General features: G+C 69.0%; 15 protein-coding genes. 6 read left to right on the forward strand and 9 right to left on the reverse strand.

Features of this window, described 5'->3' with window-relative positions; genetic code table 11:
• The first annotated feature begins 86 nt into the window (after nt 1-86).
• Complete coding sequence (locus tag AB0F43_RS29060) at nt 87-2588, forward strand: DUF3516 domain-containing protein (RefSeq protein ID WP_360483669.1); 2502 nt, start codon at nt 87-89, stop codon at nt 2586-2588.
• Here the strand turns inward: AB0F43_RS29060 and fabV are convergent.
• On the reverse strand, nt 2575-3753 hold the full coding sequence (gene fabV, locus AB0F43_RS29065; RefSeq protein ID WP_360483672.1) for an enoyl-[acyl-carrier-protein] reductase FabV: 1179 nt from the start codon (nt 3751-3753) through the stop codon (nt 2575-2577). The genes AB0F43_RS29060 and fabV overlap by 14 nt on opposite strands.
• A 71-nt stretch (nt 3754-3824) precedes the next feature.
• Nucleotides 3825-5111, reverse strand: a complete 1287-nt coding sequence (murA, locus tag AB0F43_RS29070) for a UDP-N-acetylglucosamine 1-carboxyvinyltransferase (protein WP_360483675.1) — start codon at nt 5109-5111, stop codon at nt 3825-3827.
• Nucleotides 5112-5161: 50 nt separating this feature from the next.
• Between murA and AB0F43_RS29075 the strand changes: the two genes are divergently transcribed.
• Nucleotides 5162-5746: a cob(I)yrinic acid a,c-diamide adenosyltransferase gene (locus AB0F43_RS29075; RefSeq protein ID WP_360483678.1), complete on the forward strand. Its 585-nt coding sequence runs from the start codon at nt 5162-5164 to the stop codon at nt 5744-5746.
• 85 nt (nt 5747-5831) lie between these two features.
• Here AB0F43_RS29075 and sppA read toward each other — a convergent pair whose 3' ends face one another.
• Nucleotides 5832-7484 carry a signal peptide peptidase SppA gene (gene sppA / locus AB0F43_RS29080; protein ID WP_360483681.1) on the reverse strand — a complete coding sequence of 551 codons (1653 nt, stop codon included), beginning with the start codon at nt 7482-7484 and terminating at the stop codon, nt 5832-5834.
• A 207-nt stretch (nt 7485-7691) separates the two neighbouring features.
• Between sppA and AB0F43_RS29085 the strand changes: the two genes are divergently transcribed.
• On the forward strand, nt 7692-10826 hold the full coding sequence (locus tag AB0F43_RS29085) for a BTAD domain-containing putative transcriptional regulator (RefSeq protein WP_360483684.1): 3135 nt from the start codon (nt 7692-7694) through the stop codon (nt 10824-10826).
• Here the strand turns inward: AB0F43_RS29085 and AB0F43_RS29090 are convergent.
• The 6 genes from AB0F43_RS29090 to AB0F43_RS29115 form a co-directional block, all read right to left on the reverse strand.
• Nucleotides 10796-11323, reverse strand: coding sequence for a hypothetical protein (locus AB0F43_RS29090; protein ID WP_360483687.1), 528 nt, complete (start codon nt 11321-11323; stop codon nt 10796-10798). The genes AB0F43_RS29085 and AB0F43_RS29090 overlap by 31 nt on opposite strands.
• 59 nt (nt 11324-11382) lie before the next feature.
• Nucleotides 11383-12132, reverse strand: coding sequence for an ABC transporter permease (locus AB0F43_RS29095; protein ID WP_360483690.1), 750 nt, complete (start codon nt 12130-12132; stop codon nt 11383-11385).
• Nucleotides 12129-13070: an ATP-binding cassette domain-containing protein gene (locus AB0F43_RS29100; RefSeq protein ID WP_360483692.1), complete on the reverse strand. Its 942-nt coding sequence runs from the start codon at nt 13068-13070 to the stop codon at nt 12129-12131. The genes AB0F43_RS29095 and AB0F43_RS29100 overlap by 4 nt, the downstream gene beginning before the upstream one ends.
• Nucleotides 13071-13171: 101 nt before the next feature.
• Nucleotides 13172-14308, reverse strand: a complete 1137-nt coding sequence (locus AB0F43_RS29105) for a CU044_5270 family protein (protein WP_360483695.1) — start codon at nt 14306-14308, stop codon at nt 13172-13174.
• Nucleotides 14305-14937, reverse strand: a complete 633-nt coding sequence (locus AB0F43_RS29110) for an RNA polymerase sigma factor (protein ID WP_360483698.1) — start codon at nt 14935-14937, stop codon at nt 14305-14307. Before AB0F43_RS29110 ends, AB0F43_RS29105 begins: the two co-directional genes overlap by 4 nt.
• Before the next feature lie 124 nt (nt 14938-15061).
• A complete protein-coding gene (locus AB0F43_RS29115; RefSeq protein ID WP_360483701.1) occupies nt 15062-15391 on the reverse strand; it encodes a hypothetical protein in 330 nt (109 codons plus the stop codon).
• A 135-nt stretch (nt 15392-15526) separates the two neighbouring features.
• Between AB0F43_RS29115 and AB0F43_RS29120 the strand changes: the two genes are divergently transcribed.
• The 3 genes from AB0F43_RS29120 to AB0F43_RS29130 all read left to right on the forward strand — a co-directional run bounded on the left by AB0F43_RS29120 (nt 15527) and on the right by AB0F43_RS29130 (nt 18813).
• Entirely contained in the window at nt 15527-15868 is a 342-nt protein-coding gene (locus tag AB0F43_RS29120; protein ID WP_360483704.1) for an STAS domain-containing protein, read from the forward strand.
• Nucleotides 15869-15943: 75 nt separating this feature from the next.
• Nucleotides 15944-17923, forward strand: a complete 1980-nt coding sequence (locus tag AB0F43_RS29125; protein WP_360483707.1) for a protein meaA — start codon at nt 15944-15946, stop codon at nt 17921-17923.
• 59 nt (nt 17924-17982) lie between these two features.
• Nucleotides 17983-18813: an aldo/keto reductase gene (locus AB0F43_RS29130; protein WP_360483710.1), complete on the forward strand. Its 831-nt coding sequence runs from the start codon at nt 17983-17985 to the stop codon at nt 18811-18813.
• Nucleotides 18814-18824: the final 11 nt, after the last annotated feature.

Consider the following 18824-nt stretch of genomic DNA (forward strand, 5'->3'; position numbering starts at 1 on the left):
ACGAGTTGCAGCTGTTGCAGCGCCGAACGGCCGGTTCCCCGAGCCGAGCGGTCGTCGTTCCAGCGGGTAAGGGACAATGGTTGGTGATGACGCTGACTGAGCAAGTTCCTGCGGGGGCTGATGCCGATGCCCTGTACGACGCCTTTGCGAGCTGGGTGGGGGAGCAGGGGATCTCGTTGTACCCGGCGCAGGAGGAGGCGCTGATCGAGGTGATGACGGGGTCGAACGTGATCCTGTCGACGCCGACCGGCTCGGGGAAGAGCCTGGTCGCCACCGGGTCGCACTTCGCGGCGCTCGCGGACGGCCGGCGGACCTTCTACACCGCCCCGATCAAGGCGCTGGTGTCGGAGAAGTTCTTCGCGCTGTGCGACATCTTCGGGGCCGAGAAGGTCGGCATGCTGACCGGCGACGCGTCGGTGAACGCCGGTGCCCCGATCATCTGCTGCACGGCCGAAGTACTCGCCAACGTGGCGCTGCGCGAGGGAGCCGCCGCCGACGTCGGCCAGGTGGTGATGGACGAGTTCCACTTCTACTCCGAGCCCGATCGCGGCTGGGCCTGGCAGGTGCCGCTGCTCGAGCTGCCGAACGCCCAGTTCATCCTGATGTCGGCGACCCTCGGCGATGTCGAGCGGTTCAAGATCGACCTGTCGAGAAGGACCGGTCGCCCGACCGCGATCGTGTCCAGCGCCGAGCGCCCGGTGCCGCTGATCTACAAGTACGTCACCACAGCGCTGCACGAGACGCTCGAGGAACTGCTCACCACGCACCAGGCGCCGGTGTACGTCGTCCACTTCACCCAGGCCGCCGCGCTCGAACGCGCCCAGGCGCTGACGAGTATCAACGTCTCCTCGAAGGAGGAGAAGGACAAGATCAACGAGCTGATCGGCAACTTCCGGTTCAGCAAGGGCTTCGGCCGGACCCTGCAACGGCTGGTGAAACACGGCATCGGCGTCCACCACGCCGGCATGCTGCCGAAGTACCGCCGCCTGGTCGAGCAGCTCGCCCAGGCCGGCCTGCTCAAGGTCATCTGCGGAACCGACACCCTCGGCGTCGGCATCAACGTCCCGATCCGCACCGTCGTCCTGACCGCGCTGAGCAAGTACGACGGACGCCGGCAGCGGATCCTGAAGGCGCGGGAGTTCCACCAGATCGCGGGACGCGCGGGACGGGCCGGCTACGACACCTCGGGGACTGTCGTCGTACAGGCGCCGGATCACGTGGTGGAGAACGTGAAGGCGCTGGCCAAGGCGGGTGACGACCCGAAGAAACAGCGCAAGGTGCAGCGGAAGAAGCCGCCGGAAGGGTTCGTCACCTGGGGCGAGGACACCTTCGACCGGCTGGTCGCGGCCGAGCCCGAGGCGCTGAAATCGCGGATGCGGGTCAGCCACGCGATGCTGCTCAACGTGATCGCCCGCGACGGCGACGCGTTCGCGAGCATGCGACGCCTGCTCCGCGACAACCACGAAGACGCCAAGACCCAGGTCCGGCTGATCCGCCGGGCAATCCAGATCTACCGGACGCTGCTGACCGCGGGCGTGGTCGAGCGGCTCGACGAACCCGACGAGTACGGCCGGACGCTGCGGCTGACCGTCGACCTGCAGAAGGACTTCAGCCTCAACCAGCCGTTGTCGACGTTCGCGCTGGCGGCACTGGACCTGCTCGACCCGGAGAGCCCGGAGTACGCGCTGGACGTGGTCTCCATCATCGAGGCGACGCTCGAAGACCCACGCGCGGTGCTCTGGGCCCAGGAGCACCACGCCAAGGGTGAAGCGGTCAACGCGATGAAGGCCGAGGGCATCGAGTACGACGAGCGGATGGAACTGCTCGAGGACGTCACCTGGCCGAAGCCGCTCAATGAGTTGCTCGAGGCAACGTTCGAGATGTACCGGCAGACGCACCCGTGGATCGCCGACGCCGGGCTGTCGCCGAAGTCGGTGGTCCGGGACATGTTCGAGCGGGCGATGACGTTCGGCGAGTTCATCGGGTTCTACGGGCTCGCGCGGTCCGAGGGCATCGTGCTGCGCTACCTGAGCGACGCGTACAAGGCGCTGCGCCAGACTGTCCCGCCGGACAAGGTGAACGAGGATCTCACCGACATCATCGAGTGGCTCGGTGAGGTGGTCCGGCAGACCGACTCCAGCCTGCTCGACGAGTGGGAGGAGCTGACCAACCCGACGGTCGAGGAGGTCGCCGAGCCGACCCCGGCCGGGCCGCGCCGGATCACCTTGAACAGCAGGGCATTCCGCGTCCTGGTCCGCAACGCGATGTTCCGCCGCGTCGAACTGGTCTCCCTGCACCGCTGGGCCGAGCTTGGCCAACTCGACGCCGACTCCGGCTGGGACGCCGCCCGCTGGGCCGAGGCAGGTACGGCGTACTACGCCGAACACTCCACCCTCAACACCGGCCCGGCAGCCCGCGGCCCGGCCCTGTTCATCGTCGAGGAACACTCCGGCTACTGGGAGGTCCAGCAGATCATCGACGACCCGGAAGGCAACCACGACTGGCGCATCACCGCGACCGTCGACCTGGCCGCCTCCGACGAGGCCGGCGACCTGGTCCTCGAGATGGTCTCGTTCAAGCCCTTGTAGGCCAGCTGACGTCGACCTCGGTGGGAGCCTCGTAGTCGACCTCCGGTACGTCGAAGCCGTACAGCCGCCGGACCTCGGCGAAGAACCAGGCGGTGTCGGCGACGTCCGCGATGTTGCCCTGCGTCGCTGCCTCCCACTGGGCGCGGACGGCTGCCTGCACCTCCTCGGCCAGCTCCCACCGGTCGAGACGGATGCGACCTTCCTCGTCGAGGTCCCATGGCGTGTCGCCGGTGAGCTGGTCCCACAACGCGGTCGACTGCTGGATCGGGGTCTGCAGACCGTCTCCGAGGACCTTGTGCAAGAGGCTGACGTAGAGGCCGATGCCGGGGATCGCCGAGGACGCCTGGGTGACGGCGGCACCGTTCACCGACGTCATCGCCTGGACGCCGTCCTTGCCGAGCGTCAGCGCGGTCTGCTCGAGGTCGGCCTTCGCGGCGCCGATCGAGCCCTGGCGGTAGATCGGGCCGGTGAGCTCGGAGCCGATGTAGGTGAGGGCGACGGTGCTGAAGCCGGGCTTCAGCAGGCCGCGCCCGGACAGCGCCTCGACCCAGCGGGCCCAGTCCTCGCCGCCCATCACCTTGATCGTCTGGGCGATCTCGTCGTCGGTGGCGACCTCGATGCCGACCTCCTGCAGGATCGGCTGACCGTCCTCGAAGGCGAGGCTCTTGGTGGTGTGCGGGGCGCCGATCGCCTTGATCGCCGACTGGTACGTCTCGCCGTTGCGCGGATCCACGCGACGCGGTGCGGCGACGCTGTAGATCAGGTGGTCGATCCCGGACCACCGCTCGGCGATCAGGTCGAGCACCTCGGTCTTCGTCGTGTCCGCGAAGGCATCCGCGTTGACGAAGTGGAACTCCCGGCCGAGCTCCGAGGCCAGCGCCGCGGTCTCGGCCGTGCGGTACCAGCCGGCGGTCGCGGTGCGGCGAGCGGTCGGCGCCTTCTCGAACGACACCCCGACCCCGTCGATCCCGTAGCGGGCGAGACCCGCGATCGTCGCGGCCAGGCCGTAGCCCGAGCTGGACCCGATCACCAGCGCGACGCGGCGCTCCGGCGTACGTCGCTCCACCTGGCCGGCCAGGTCACGGACGACCTGGGCACAACCTGCCGGATGCGAGTCCAGGAAAAGGAATCCACGGCCCAAGGGCTTGATCACGCGCTCACTCATGCGGACGACCCTAACCCGCTCGAACGCCCCGACCGGCCGGAGTGCTCAGAGAATGCGCGGAAAATGCCGGTTCAGTTCCAGTACATTTCCACGTCGTCCGGCTCGACCGTGACATCCGCGCCGAGGCGGCGGAGGTTGCCGGCGAAGTCGGTGTAGCCGCGGTGCACGTGGTGCGCGGCGGACACCAGCGTCTCGCCCTCGGCCGCGAGACCCGCGAGCACCAGGGCCGCGCCGGCCCGGATGTCCGAGGCGACGACCGGAGCACCCGACAGCCGCGGTACGCCGCGGACGACCGCGTGGTGGCCGTCGGTCTGGATCTGGGCGCCGAGCCGGGTCAGCTCCTGCGCGAAGGTGAATCGGCCCTCGAACAGGTTCTCGGTCACCATCGCCGCGCCGTCGCTCAGCGCGTTCAACGCGATCACGAACGCCTGCAGATCCGTCGCGAAACCGGGATACGGCAGCGTGACGACGTCCACCGGCTTCGGCCGGTCGTGCATCTGGACCCGGAAACCGGAGTCCAGCACGCTGATCTCCGCGCCGGCCTTGTGCAGCTTGTCCAGCGGCAGCTCGAGATGCCCGGCATGGCCGTTCGTGATCGTCACGTCGCCCTTGGTGATCGCGGCCGCGAACGCCCAGCTACCGGCCACGATCCGGTCCGGTACGACGACATGCTCGACCGGCTTGAGCAGCCCGGTCACGCCGGTGATCTCGATCCGCGGCGACCCGGCGCCGTCGATCTGGGCGCCCATCGCGACCAGCAGCGCGGCGATGTCCTGGATCTCCGGCTCGCGGGCGGCGTTCTCGATCACCGTCGTACCGCGGGCCAGCACCGCCGCCATCATGATGGTCTCGGTCGCGCCGACGCTCGGGAAGTCCAGCCACACCTCGGCCCCGTGCAGGCCCTGCGGCGCCTCGGCGATCACGAAACCGTGCTCGATGTGCACCTTCGCGCCCATCGCCTCCAGCCCGGCGACGTGCATGTTCAGCCCGCGGGAGCCGATGTTGTCACCGCCCGGCAGCGCCACCTCCGCCTGGCCGCAGCGGGCCAGCAGCGGTCCGAGCACCGAGATCGACGCCCGGAGCTTGCGCACCAGCTCGTAGTCACACTGGTGCCCGACCTCGCCCGGTACGGCGATCGTCGCGGTCCGCTCGTCCGCGTCGACCGTCACCTCGCACCCGAGCGTGTCCAGCAGTTGAGCCATGAAAGTGACGTCGAGGATGCTCGGTACCTGCCGCAGCAGCGTCGTACCTTCCGCCAGCAGCGCCGCCGCCATCAGCTTGAGCACGCTGTTCTTCGCACCCGCAACTTCCACGACTCCCTCGAGCCGTGCCTCACCCGCGATCCGAAACCGTTCCACCCGCCGACTGTAGCGTTTAACGCTCCTCGGCTTTGCGTAGAGTCCTTGCCATGGCTGTGAACTTGACGCGGATCTACACACGGACCGGTGACGCCGGCGAGACCCGCCTGGGCGACAACTCGACGACTTCGAAGACCGATCCGCGGCTGGCGGCGTACGGCGAGGTGGACGAGGCGAACTCCGCGATCGGAGTGGCCATCGCCGCCGGGCACCTGAACAGCACGCTGGTCGTGCTGCTGACCAGGATCCAGAACGATCTGTTCGACGTCGGCGCCGACCTGTGCAACCCGATCACGCCGAATCCGGAGTACCCGCCGCTGCGGATCACCCAGGACTACATCGACCGGCTCGAGGGCTGGTGCGACGACTACAACAGCCGGCTGACCAAACTCCGCTCGTTCATCCTGCCCGGCGGCACCGAGGGCGCCGCCTACCTCAATGTCGCCCGCACCGTCGTCCGCCGGGCCGAACGCGCCGGCTGGGCCGCTGTCGAGGCTCACGGCCCGTCGGTCAACCTGCTCGCCATCACCTACCTCAACCGCCTGTCCGACCTGCTGTTCATCCTCGGCCGCGTCGCCAACCTCTCCTCCGGCGGCGACGTCCTCTGGGTCCCAGGCGGCGAACGCACACCGTGACCGCCCGGTGGCTCCGGCCGGATTCCGCCGAGTACGAGGCGGTTCGCCGGCCGGCCATGCCCCGGTACGGCGACATCCGCCCTGGTCAGACCAGCTGCCAGTTGAGCGGCATCCGCAACAACCCCTCCGGCGGCAGGCCCAGAGCGCTGTAGAGGCCGGTGGTCAGGCCGTCGAGCGTCAAGGCTTGCGCCCGGACAGCCAGGTCGTCGGTCGTCGTCGGTGCGCGCAGCTGGTCCAGCAGGTTGCGGTGGGGGACGGTGGCCAGGGCGATGTTGTCGCGGTCCAGACCAGCCCGGTTGCAGGCGATCGTCAGCGCGTGCTGGAAGCCGCCCAGCTCGTCCACCAGCTTGCGGGCGTGTGCGTCAGCACCCGTCCAGACCCGGCCGCGGGCGAGACTCTCCAGCTGCCCCTCGGGCAGGCCACGGTCCTGGGCCGCCTTGGCCACGAAGTCCTTGTAGATGCGGTCGAGGGTCTCCTCCAGCCGCGCCCACTGCTCGTCGGTGAACTCCTCCTGCGGGGAGTACATCCGCGCGTTCTCGCCCTCCGACACGGCCTGCTGCGAGATCCCGATCCGGCCGAGTGCGTCCCGTACGACGCCCTTGCCGGACAGTACGCCGATCGACCCGGTGATGGTCCCGGGTTGCGCGACGATCACATCGGCCGGCATGGCGACGAAGTACCCGCCGGACGCCGCCACACTGCCCATCGACACGACCACCGGACGCCCGGTGGACCGCACACGCAGGACCTCGTTCCGGATCGCGTCCGAGGCGACGTACGAGCCGCCCGGGCTGTCCACCCGCAGTACGACAGCCTTCACCTTGTCGTCGTCGGCCACAGCACGCAGCGCAGCGCCGACTGTGTCAGAGCCCGAGCCGGAACCACCGAGCGGGCTGCTGGAGTTGCGGCCCACGTTGATCGCGCCGGAAACCCGGACGACGGCCACCACTGGCTTCTGTGGCCACGGCAGCTGTTTGCGCAGGTCCTGCAGCGTCCGCGGTCCACGGCGGATGTACCGCTCGGCCAGGAGCCGTGTCGGCTCGCCGAGCGCCTTGCGCAGCTCGTCGTACACGTCGGAGCGGTAGCCGAGCCGGTCGACCAGCCCTACTTCGAGTCCGGTCTTCGCGGGCAGCGGTGCGCTGTCCACGAGCTCTCGCACTCGCGCGGTATCCAGCCGGCGTCGTACGGCGATGCCCTCGACGATCTGCTCGTACGCCGACTCGGCCAGCCGCGAGGCCATCTCCCGGGCCGGCCCGGTCATCTCCTTCTCGGTGAAGGTGTCCGCCGCGGTCTTGTACTCGCGGCGCTTGCCGAACTGCGGGATCACGCCGGCCTTGTCGAGCGCGCCGCGGACGAAGACGGCCTGGACCGAGATACCGGTGATCGCGAGCTCGCCGGACGGCTGCACCCAGATCTCGTCGAACGCGGTGGCAAGGTAGTACGGCACGGTCCCGTGACCGGTCTCGCCGAACGACTCGGTCCAGGCGACCGCGGTCTTGCCCGACGTACGGAAGTCCGCGACGGCCTCCCGCAGGTCCTGCACCTGGGCCAGCGACAACCGCTGACCGCCCAGGTGGGCGACCAGGCCGACGACACTGTCGTCGCGCGCGCCCTTCCGCAGGGCCGCCACCAGCTCGCGCAGCGTCGGCACGTGCCGCGCCCGGAACGCCGCCACCGGTGAAGCGGGCGGTGTCTCGAGGACACCGCGGGTCAGATCCAGCTCGAGCAGAATCCCCATACAACGACCCTAGACGCCACGAACAAGAAAACGCCCCCGCCCGGCAGAGCCGAGCGGCGACTGGTGGCGGTGATGTCCCACCCGCCGGGACCGCACTTGCCGGGGCATTGCGCCAAGCACACACAGTGACGAGGTGATGCCAATTGGTACAAACGGAGGCGCTGTCAGGCCGACTTCGGCGGCCCGTCGCCGTGGGAGAATCTGCCGGTGCAGATCGGGATGCTCGGATCATTCGAAGTTCGCACGGACGACGGCATCCTGGCCGACGTGCCGGGCGCCCGGTTGCGCGCGTTGCTGGTCGCTCTGGCCCTTGAACCAGGCCGCGTCGTGTCGAAGGCGACGCTGATCGACTGGATCTGGGGTGAGAACCCGCCCGCCGACGCGACGAATGCCCTCCAGCGCCTGGCCTCGCGACTGCGGAAGGCGCTGCCCGGAGGTGTGGTCGAAGGACAGACGGGCGGCTACCGGTTGACGGTGGAGCCGGATGCTGTCGACGCCCTGCGGTTCGAGCGCCTCGTCGGTCAGGCCCGTGATGAGGAGGATTCACGACGGGTACGGCTGCTGCGCGATGCCCTCGCCCTGTGGCGGGGTGCGGCGCTGCAGGATGTCGGTTTGGAGGACAGCGCGGCGTTCGACGCGGCGGTGACCCGGCTCGAGCGGCTGCATCTGGCGGCGATGGAGGATCGGTTCGATGCGGAGGTCAGGCTCGGCCACGGTGCGGAGCTGGTCGCGGAGCTGACCGACGCGGTGACCGCGCACCCGCTGCGGGAGCGGCTGGTCGCAGCGCAGATGCGGGCCCTGGTGGCAGCCGGCCGCGATTCCGAGGCGCTGCTCACCTACGAACGTACGAGGGAGGCCCTGGCCGAGGCGCTGGGCGTCGACCCCTCGCCGGAGTTGTCGGCCCTGCATGTCGCGCTGCTACGGGGGGAGCTGGGACGGCGGGACGAGAACCGGAAGACCAACGTGCGGGCCGAGCTCACGAGCTTCGTCGGGAGGGACGCCGATGTGGCCGTGGTCCGCGAACTCGTCGCGGAGCATCGGCTGACCACGTTGATCGGGCCGGGCGGCTCAGGCAAGACCAGACTGGCCACCGAAACCGCGCGCACGATGATCGGCGACCTGCCGGACGGAGCCTGGTTGGTGGAGCTCGCCCCCACTGGCCCTGACGGGGATGTCGCCAAGGCGACGCTCACCGGGCTCGGCCTCCGGGACGCTCTGCTCGGCTCCGCACCGGACGCGGACCCGACGGACGGGCTCATTGCCGCGATCCGTGAGCGGGAGGCGCTGCTGATCCTGGACAACTGTGAGCACGTGATCGAGGAGGCGGCGAAGTTCGCCGATCGAGTGCTCGGGGAGTGCCGGCGGCTGCGGATCCTGGCGACGAGCAGGGAACCGCTCGGCATCACCGGTGAGGCGCTGTGGCTGGTCGACCCGCTGGCCTTGCCGGCTGACGCCGGGGCCGGTGAGATCGAATCCTCGCCGGCCGTCCGGTTGCTGCGGGACCGGGCGGGCGCAGTGCGCAAGGATCTCGGGGTCGACGACCACACCTTGTCGACGATGGCGCGCATCTGCCGGGCGCTGGACGGGATGCCGCTGGCGATCGAACTCGCCGCGGCCAGGTTGCGCACCATGTCCATCGATCAGCTCGCCAACCGGCTCGATGACCGGTTCCGCCTCCTGACCAGCGGCAGCCGCACCGCGCTGCCGCGGCACAAGACGCTGCGCGCGGTGGTCGATTGGAGCTGGGAGCTGCTCACCGATGCCGAGCGGATGGTTCTGCGCCGGCTCTCGGTGTTCTCGGGCGGGGCGAGCCTGGAGGCGGCGGAGCGGGTCTGTGTCGGTGATGCGGTCGAGGAGGACGACGTACTGGAGTTGCTCACCTCGCTGGCCGAGAAGTCGCTGCTGGTCACCGAGGGGGGCAGCGTCCCGCGCTATCGGATGCTCACCACGATCAGGGAGTACGCCGCGGATCGGCTCGCCGAAGCGGGCGAGTCGGACCTCGCTCGCCAGGCGCATCTCCACTACTTCACCGAGCTCGCCGAGACCGCGGAGCCACATCTGCGCCGCGCCGAGCAACTGGAATGGCTCGCCACGCTGGAGGCCGACCACCACAACATCGACGCCGCGATGCGAGGAGCGATCGCGGCCGGTGACGCACAGGCGGCGATGCGGCTCGCGGCCGCCGCCGGTTGGTACTGGTGGCTCGGCGGGCGCCGGGCCGAGGGCCTGGAGCTGCTGATCGCTGCCGCCGACCTCCCCGGCGAGGTGACCGATGACGTCCGGGCCATGACGTACGGGCTGGTGGTGCTCTACGTGACCTCGGGGCGGGGTGACGAACAACTCGGCGCGGAGTGGATCCACAAGGCGTATCGGTTCAGCCAGCAAAGTCAGCACGACAACCCGCTGCTGGAATTCGTGGTCCCGCTGGAACGCCTTCTGCAGGCACCCGAGGAGGCAGTGACCGCGTTCGAGTCGTTGCTGGACAGCGTCGACCCCTGGGTACGCGCCATGGCGCGGTGGCAGGCCGGCAAGCTGCGAACCATCTTCGGCCAGGGCGGCCGGGAGGTGGAGGCGGATCTGGAGTTGGCGCTCGCGGAGTTCCGGACACTCGGCGAACGGTTCGGGATTTTCCTGGCCCTGTCCGAGTTGGCGGGCCAACTTGCCCAACGAGGCGAACTCGGCGGTGCCTGCGAGTACTACGAACAGGCGATCACAGTCCTCACCGAGCTCGGCGCCGTCGAGGATGTCATCGAAGTGCGGACCCAGCAGGCCCTGCTGTATTGGCTCAACGGCGATCGCGATGCCAGCGCTGCCGCCATCGCTGACGCCGAGCGGAGCGCCGACGGTGTCACCTGGCCGTACGCTCTGGTCGACCTGGCGCTCGCCAAGGCGGAGCTTGCTCGCTTGGGCGGTGATCCCGAGGAGGCCCGCCGTCAACTCGGCCTCGCGACCACGCTGCTGGGCGATGCCGCGGAGTACGCGCACATCCGGGCAGAGATCCATGACCTGCTCGGCTACCTGGCCGACGATCCCCGGGAGTCCCGTACCCATCGCGTGGCTGCCTGGCAGGCGGTGTCCAAGGCCGGAACCGCAACCATGATCGCCCGAGTGCTCGTTGGGGTCGCGGACCTGGCCGTTCGCCTCGACCAGTACGAAGAGGCAGCGCGGCTGCTCGCGGCCAGAGACGGCGTACTCGGCCGGCCGGATCGCTCGCACCCGGATGCGGGCAGGATCGAGCAGGACGTGCGACGTCACCTCGGCGAGGAACGCTTCGCCGAGGTGACGCAGGAGGGTAGGCAATCGGACTGGTCTCAGCTGGTCGAGGTCACCCTCGCTTCCTGACGGTCAGCCTGCTGCGGCCGGCCCAGGTGCCCACCGACCTGGCCGATCGAGACCTGGCCGCGCGCGCCGTCGATGTCGGCGCGCCCGGCGAGGTGGCCGATCGCGACCTGGCCAGCCGAGATGTTCGCCTGCAGGGCGTCGATGCGATCCAGCGCGACCCGGCCCGAGGCCAGGTGCAGCTCACACTCGCCGAGGGAACCGTCAGTGCGAACCTCCGAGTGCGCCAGGTACGCGACCAGGCTGGAGCCGGTGGGCAGGTCGATCGTGATGGCGACCGACCCGTTCTTGCCGCCGGGGACAGTCGTCTTGACGGAGAGTTGACCCCCGGCGAAACCGACCTTGGTCTTGTCCGCCACCCTGACGTCCGACCGGCCCGCCGCGTTGACGGGTTCGACCAGCACCACGGTGTCGGTCCGCTCGCTCGCGATGACCCGCACCCGGGCACCGGCGACCTGCACGGTGGCGGCGATGGGCCCTGGCGTGACGAATGTAGGCATCACAACTCTCCTCGTACGTCGTCGTTGGATCGGCTGGTGGGCTCAACCCTCGTGGTAGGTCAGGCTCGCTTCTTGAAGGTGGACGACGCCCACAGGTAGCCGACCAGGGCGATCCCGATGCACCAGGCGAGCGCGGCGATCAGGTCGCCGGTGTGCGGTGAGCCGTTGAGGAACCCGCGGACGGTTTCGATGATCGGCGTGAAGGGCTGGTACTCCGCGAACTGCCGCAGGCCCGGCCCCATCGTCTCGGCCGGCACGATCGCGCTGCTGAAGAACGGCAGCATGACCAGCGGCACGGCGGCCATACCCGCCGTCTCCGGAGACTTCGCCGCCAGTCCCAAAGCGACCGTGAGCCAGCCGGCGGCGAACCCGAGCAGTACGACGATGCCGGCCACGCCGAGCCAGTCGAGGAGACTCGCCGACGGGCTGAATCCGAGCAGGAAGGCCACTCCGACCAGGGCCGCGATGGCGATCAGGTTGGTCAGCACACTGGCGACGACGTGACCGGTCAGCACCGCACCACGGGAGACGTCCATGACCTTGAACCGGTTGATGATGCCCTTCGTCATGTCGGCGTTCACCGACGTGGCGGTGCCGCCCAGCCCGTAACAGATGGCCAGCAGGATCAGTCCCGGCGTCGCGTAGTCGATGTAGTCGACGCCGACGTCGAAAGCGTCGCCGAACATGTACACGAACATCAGCATGATGATGATCGGCATCAGGACCGCGTTGAACACCGAGGTGGGATTCCGGGCGATGTGCTTGAAGTCGCGCCGCAACATGACGAGCGAGTCCGATGTGGTGCTCATTTCGCGACAACCTCCGTGGTGTGGCCCGTCAGGGCGAGGAAAACGTCATCGAGGTCCGGGGTGTGGACGGAGAACTCCTCGGCACTGATGGAGTACTCGTCGAGCCGGTCCAGCAGCGCCCGCAGCGATTTCGTCCCGGCGTCGCTGGGCACTCGCAGGGCCAGTGCCTCGTCGTCCCGGGTGGAGTCGGGGAACAGCCGCGCGGCCGCGTCGAGTTCGGCGACGGTGGTGAACCGGAGCCGGACGTGAGTTCCGGGGAGCCGGCGCTTGAGCTCGTCGGGACTTCCCTGGGCGACCAGGCGGCCTTGATCGAGTACGGCGATCCGGTCGGCGAGCTGATCGGCTTCCTCGAGGTACTGGGTGGTGAGGAAGATCGTCACCCCGTCGGCCACCAGCTCACCGATGATCGACCACATCGTGCGACGGCTGCGCGGGTCCAGTCCGGTCGTCGGCTCGTCCAGGAAGATGATCCGCGGGTTGCCGACGAGCGTCATCGCCAGGTCCAGCTTCCGGCGCATACCCCCGGAATAGGTCGAGGCGGGCTTCTGCGCCGACTCCACCAGGTCGAACCGTTCGAGCAGCTCGGTGACGATCCGCCGGCCGTTGCCGGAGGCCGCCCGATTCAGGTCGACCATCAGCTGCAGGTTCTCCTGCCCGGTCAGCAGCTCGTCCACCGCCGCGAACTGACCGGTGACCCCGATCGCCGCGCGGACCGCCTTGGCTTCGGTCTCCGCATCATGGCCGGCCACGCGGACCGTGCCGCTATCGGCCTTGATCAACGTGGTCAACACATTGACCGTCGTCGTCTTGCCCGCCCCGTTCGGGCCGAGCAGCGAGAAGACCGTGCCCGCGGCAACATCGAGGTCGATGCCGTCGAGAACGACCTTGTCCTTGTACGCCTTCCGCAGCCCTGAGGCCGCGATCGCTGAGCTAGTCATGTGAAGACCATCGGCGCCTGCCCCGCCACCCCCCTGACACGGCCCTGACACCACAGCTGACATGACCTGACCGGCGGCTCGCCGAGCCTCGGCCGATGGGATCAGCGGATGACCGGTGACGGCGGACTGGGGTTCTCGTCGGTCCAGCCGGACTCGAGGACGACGATGGTGCCGGGCTTCCCACCGCCGTACGACGAGCTCAGCAGGCGGCCAGTCGCCGGGTCGATGATGTAGCGGGCGCCGCTGCGGAACAGGAACGTCTTGTCGCCGCTCGGCATCTTCGGGTCCACGTCGATGGTGATCTCGGTGCCGACGCGGCCGATCGGGTCCTCGACGCCGGTGCGGATCTCGGTGCCGGGCAGGGCAGCGAGGACTCGGAGCGCCGCGCCGCGAAGCTTCGGTGGTGACGGCATCTCGAACAGCAGCCGGCCGGCCGCGGCGAAGACGACGTAGTTCCGCAGGTCCGCGGTCGCCCCGGGAGCGGCGCCGCGAGCGAGGACGGCGCGCAGCTTGACGGGGTCGGTCGGGAGGGCGGCGATCTGCTGCGCGGTCAGCGGCTTGTCGCCGGTCAGGTAGTAGCCGGGCGGGGCCTTGTCGAAGGCCATCTTGTCCACCACCGGCTCGCTCGGAGCGATGGTGATCGGGTCTTCCTCGTAGCCCAGCTGCCACGATCGTGGTGAGCCCTGCGCTCGCCACTTGGCAGTGTCGGTAGGCGTGGCGGGGCGGTAACCGAGGTTCACCCAGCCGAACCACGACTTGACCCACGGCTTCATCGGCATCCAGCTCTCGCTGATCGACCGCCGCTCCAGCGTGTACTTCGGGCTCCCCACCCGCGTCATCGCGCTCAGCTGCAAACTCCGCACCCGGAAGAACTTCCCCGAGACCTTCTCATCGGTCTCCTGCTGCACAGCCGCCGCAATCAACGCCTGGCTCGCGGTCGCGAGCCTCGGCGCGCCAGGTGTGATCGTCGCGGGTGCCGCCTCAGGTCCGGAGCCGTCGGTTCCGCGGAGGAGTGGCACGCTCAGCGCGACAACCGTCACGGCAGCGGTGGCCGCGGTCAGCGCGACACCGATGCGGCCCGACCGGGCGGCACTCCACCATCGTTCCCGCCAACTGGCGCCGTTGTCCGCCTCGTGGATCAACGCCTGCAGTTGCCGCCGCGCGGCGGCAGTCGCCTCGGTGGACGGCTCCCCCTGCTCGGGGAACGCCTTGCGAATCGCGTCCAGTTCGTTCGTCACTCCTCACCTCCGAGCGGCCCGAGCGACCCGAGGGAGTCCCGGAGGACGCGGCGGGCTCTGGACAGGCGGGAGCAGACCGTGCCGTACGCGATGCCGAGGGCTGCCGCGACTTCGTCGTACGTGAGTTGGCCGAGGGCGACCAGGAGCAACACCTCGCGGTCCTTGGCTGAGACCTTGGCGAGGGCGGCGGCGAGTTCGCGGCCGGTGCCTTGGGCGGTGACCTGGGCGGCGATCCGGTCCTCGTGTCCACCGGACTCCGTCGGCGGCGGGAGTTTCGCGATCGCCCGCCAGGCGCGCACCTCGTCGCGGCGGTGCCGGCGGATCAGGTTCGTCGCGATGCCGTACAGCCACGCGCGCACGACCCCGTTCCGCCGGTCGAACCGGTCCCGCTGCCGGAACGCGATCAGGAACGTCTCCGCCGCCAGGTCGTCCGCGATGTCGGTCCCGAGCCGCCGGGCGACGTACGCGTGCACCTGCGCGAAGTACCGGTCGAAGATCAGCGTGAACCGGTCCGGCTCCCGCACCGACGCCTCCAGCACCCGGCCGTCCTCGTCGGCCTCCGCGGGTACGGCGGCAGCCGGCAGCCGGCCGGGGAAGGCAAGGGTCGCCAAGGCCAGGTCGGACGTCATCGAACTCCTCACGTCTGGTGTGCCGGTCGGCTCACCTTCTTCTTGTCCGATGTCGCCCCACCCCTTCTCGCGCGTCGATCCACTGGGTGATGGACGCGCGAGAACGCGCTGCGGAGGACAGGAGTCAGGAAGCGTCGAGGAGTCCGCGGGCCGCGGCCTCGTCCTGCGGCCAGACGTACACCGTCCAGCCGTCCTTGGTCCGGGCCGCGGTCGCCTTGATACCGAAGTCCTTCAGCATCGACACCTTCACCCGGGCCTCGTTGTAGGTGTGGACCGTCCGGATGTCGATGAGGAGTCCGAACGAGTCCCGGTCCGCCGGGCGCAGGTCGACCCGCCGAACCAGCGAGCCGCCCTTCGCCTTCGAGAAAGCCCAGCGGCAGAGCAGGACCATCAGCCCGGCCAGCGCGATGGCGACCACCGGGAAGAGGAAATACTGCTCGGCGAACACGGACATATTGTCTCGCGAAAATAAAAGTCGTGAGGTCTTGGCAACCTTCCGGGTCCCCAGGGAGTCTTTACCAACACAGCAGGCACATGCTGCAGTGCGGCCGATGGCTCGGGGGCCGCCGGGAGAGCGGAGGGCACGGACATGCTCGCACCGACCCACGACGACACAACAGCACAGACGACACCACAAAACGTCGTACATCTGACCGGAATCCTGGACGTTCGCTCGGTGGGCGACGTCCGTCAAACTCTCAACCAGATGATCGACACCTCGGTCGGCGACGTGATCGTCGACCTGGAGGAAGTCGACGCGGTCGACGCGACCGGCCTCGGTCTCCTGGTCGCCACGCATCGCCGTACCCAACTGCTGGGCCGTCAGCTGGTGCTGTGGCACCCGATGCCGTCGGTGGTCCGCATCCTCGCGGTCACCCGCCTGCACCGGATCCTGAACGTCGAACGCACGCCCATGCCGATCAGCGCCTGACTGTGATGTAAGCCCCTGGTGACACCGGTCACGAGGTGCGGACTCACCAGGGAGCGCGGTCCTACTCTCGGGTACATGGCGACCGAGAAGGATCGACCGTGGGTGATGCGGACGTACGCGGGCCACTCGTCCGCGGCGGAGTCGAACGCGTTGTTCCGGCGGAACCTGGCCAAGGGCCAGACCGGGCTGTCGGTCGCGTTCGACCTGCCGACGCAGACCGGGTACGACGCGGATCACCCGCTGGCGAAGGGGGAGGTCGGGAAGGTCGGCGTACCGATCGCTCATCTCGGTGACGTACGGGCGCTGTTCGACCAGATCCCGCTCGCGCAGATGAACACGTCGATGACGATCAACGCGACCGCGATGTGGTTGCTCGCGCTCTACCAGGTCGCCGCGCAGGAGCAGGGCGCGCTGCCCGACGAGCTCACCGGTACGACGCAGAACGACATCGTCAAGGAGTACCTGTCGCGCGGCACGTACGCGTTCCCGCCGGACGCGTCGCTGCGGCTGACCACCGACCTGATCGCCTACACCGTGTCCAACGTGCCGAAGTGGAACCCGATCAACATCTGCAGCTACCACCTGCAGGAGGCCGGTGCCACCCCGGTCCAGGAGCTCGCCTTCGCGCTGTCGACGGCGATCGCCGTACTCGATCGGGTCCGGGACGGCGGCCAGGTGCCGCCGGAGCGGTTCGGCGAGGTGGTGCAGCGGATCTCGTTCTTCGTGAACGCCGGGGTGCGGTTCATCGAGGAGACCTGCAAGATGCGTGCGTTCGTGCGCCTGTGGGACGAGCTGACCCTGAACCGGTACGGCGTGACCGACGCGAAGGCTCGCCGGTTGCGGTACGGCGTCCAGGTCAACTCGCTCGGCCTGACCGAGGCGCAGCCGGAGAACAACGTCCAGCGGATCGTGCTCGAGATGCTCGGCGTCACCTTGTCCAAGAATGCCCGGGCCCGCGCGGTCCAGTTGCCGGCGTGGAACGAGGCCCTCGGGCTGCCGCGGCCGTGGGATCAGCAGTGGTCGCTGCGCATGCAGCAGGTGTTGGCTTACGAGTCGGATCTGCTCGAGTACGACGACATCTTCGACGGATCGCACGTCATCGAGGCGAAGGTGAACGAGCTGGTCGCCGGTGCACGCGAGGAGATCGATCGAGTCCAGGCGATGGGCGGCGCGGTCGCGGCCGTCGAGAGCGGTTACCTGAAGCAAGCGCTGGTCGCGGCACACGCCGAACGCCGGCAGCGGATCGAGTCCGGTGAGCAGATCGTCGTCGGCGTCAACAAGTTCGAGAACACTGAACCGTCGCCGCTGACCGCCGACCTCGACACCGCGATCCAGACGGTGGACCCGGCCGCCGAGAGTGCCGCGCTCGAGTCGCTGCGGAGGTGGCGCGCCGAGCGGGACGAGAAGGGGGTCGAGACCGCGCTCGCCAAGTTGCGCGAGGCGGCCAAGGGCACCGACAACCTGATGCCGGTCACCCTCGAGTGCGCCCGCGCGGGCGTGACGACGGGGGAGTGGGCCGGCGTGCTGCGGGAGATGTTCGGCGAGTACCGCGCGCCGACCGGGGTCTCCGGATCGGTCGGCGTCTCCGCCGGCGGCGAGGCGATCGCCGCCGTCCGCGAGAAGGTCGCGGCCACTTCCGAGGAGCTCGGCGGACGGCTCCGGTTGCTGGTCGGCAAGCCCGGACTCGACGGTCACAGCAACGGTGCCGAGCAGGTCGCCGTACGCGCGCGTGACGTCGGCTTCGAGGTGATCTACCAGGGCATCCGGCTGACGCCCGAACAGATCGTCGCCGCCGCCGTTGCCGAGGACGTCCACTGCGTCGGCCTGTCGATCCTGTCCGGATCGCACATGGAACTCGTCCCGCAGGTCGTCACCGGTCTGCGCGAAGCCGGCCTCGAAGACGTCCCGGTCGTCGTCGGCGGCATCGTCCCCGACGCCGACGCCCGCGCACTCCTCACCGCGGGCGTCGCAGCCGTCTACACCCCCAAGGACTACGACCTGACCGGCATGATGTCCAACGTCGTCGACGTAATCCGCCGAGCGAACAAGCTCTGAGCACCTACCCACGTAGGCAACGGCGGGGGACCGCCGATCTGACGTGGTAGAAGGGGTGCATGACAGCGAACAACGCTCAGGCGACCCGGACACTTCTGAACGGTGCGGAGATCCCGGTGGTGGGCCTGGGGGTCTGGCAGGTGCCCGACGGCCGTGAGTGCGAGCGGGCTGTCTCCTCGGCCCTCGAGAGTGGATATCGGCTGATCGACACGGCCCAGGCATACCGGAACGAATCGAGTGTGGGGCGGGCCATCCGGAGCAGCGGCATTCCGCGCGAGGAGATCTTCCTCACCACGAAGTTCTACCCGGGAAGCCGGGATCCATTGGTCGAGGTGGAGAGAAGTCTGGAGCGGCTCGGAACCGGCTACGTCGACTTGTACCTGATCCACTGGCCGAAGGGAGGGCCGACCTGGGCCTGGTCAGGCATGGAGAGGGCCAGTGAGGCAGGCCTGGCGAGGGGGATAGGAATCTCGAACTTCAGCGCCGCGGAACTCCAGGAGCTCCTGAAGGTGAGCCAGATCCCGCCGACGGTCAACCAGATCCAGTTCAGCCCGTTCGAGTACCGCCGGTCCCTGGTCGAAGCCTGTGCGGACGCGGGTGTGGTCGCCCAGGCCTACAGCCCGCTGGGAACCGGACGGCACCTCGGGGATCCGGTCGTCGAGCGGATCGCCTCGGCCACCGGACGCACGCCCGCCCAGGTCCTGATCAGGTGGGCGATCCAGAAGGGGTTGTCGGTCATCCCCAAGTCGACGCACTCCGAACGCATCGTGGAGAACTTCGACGTGTTCGACTTCGAACTCGACGAGGACTCCGTTTCCGCGCTCGACTCGCTCGACACCACCGACCAGACCCCGGACGCACTGGCCCGGACCCAGAAGTGGTGGTCCTGACCCCCGGGGGT

It is taken from the genome of Kribbella sp. NPDC023972 (genome assembly GCF_040639075.1).
GTDB lineage: Bacteria > Actinomycetota > Actinomycetes > Propionibacteriales > Kribbellaceae > Kribbella.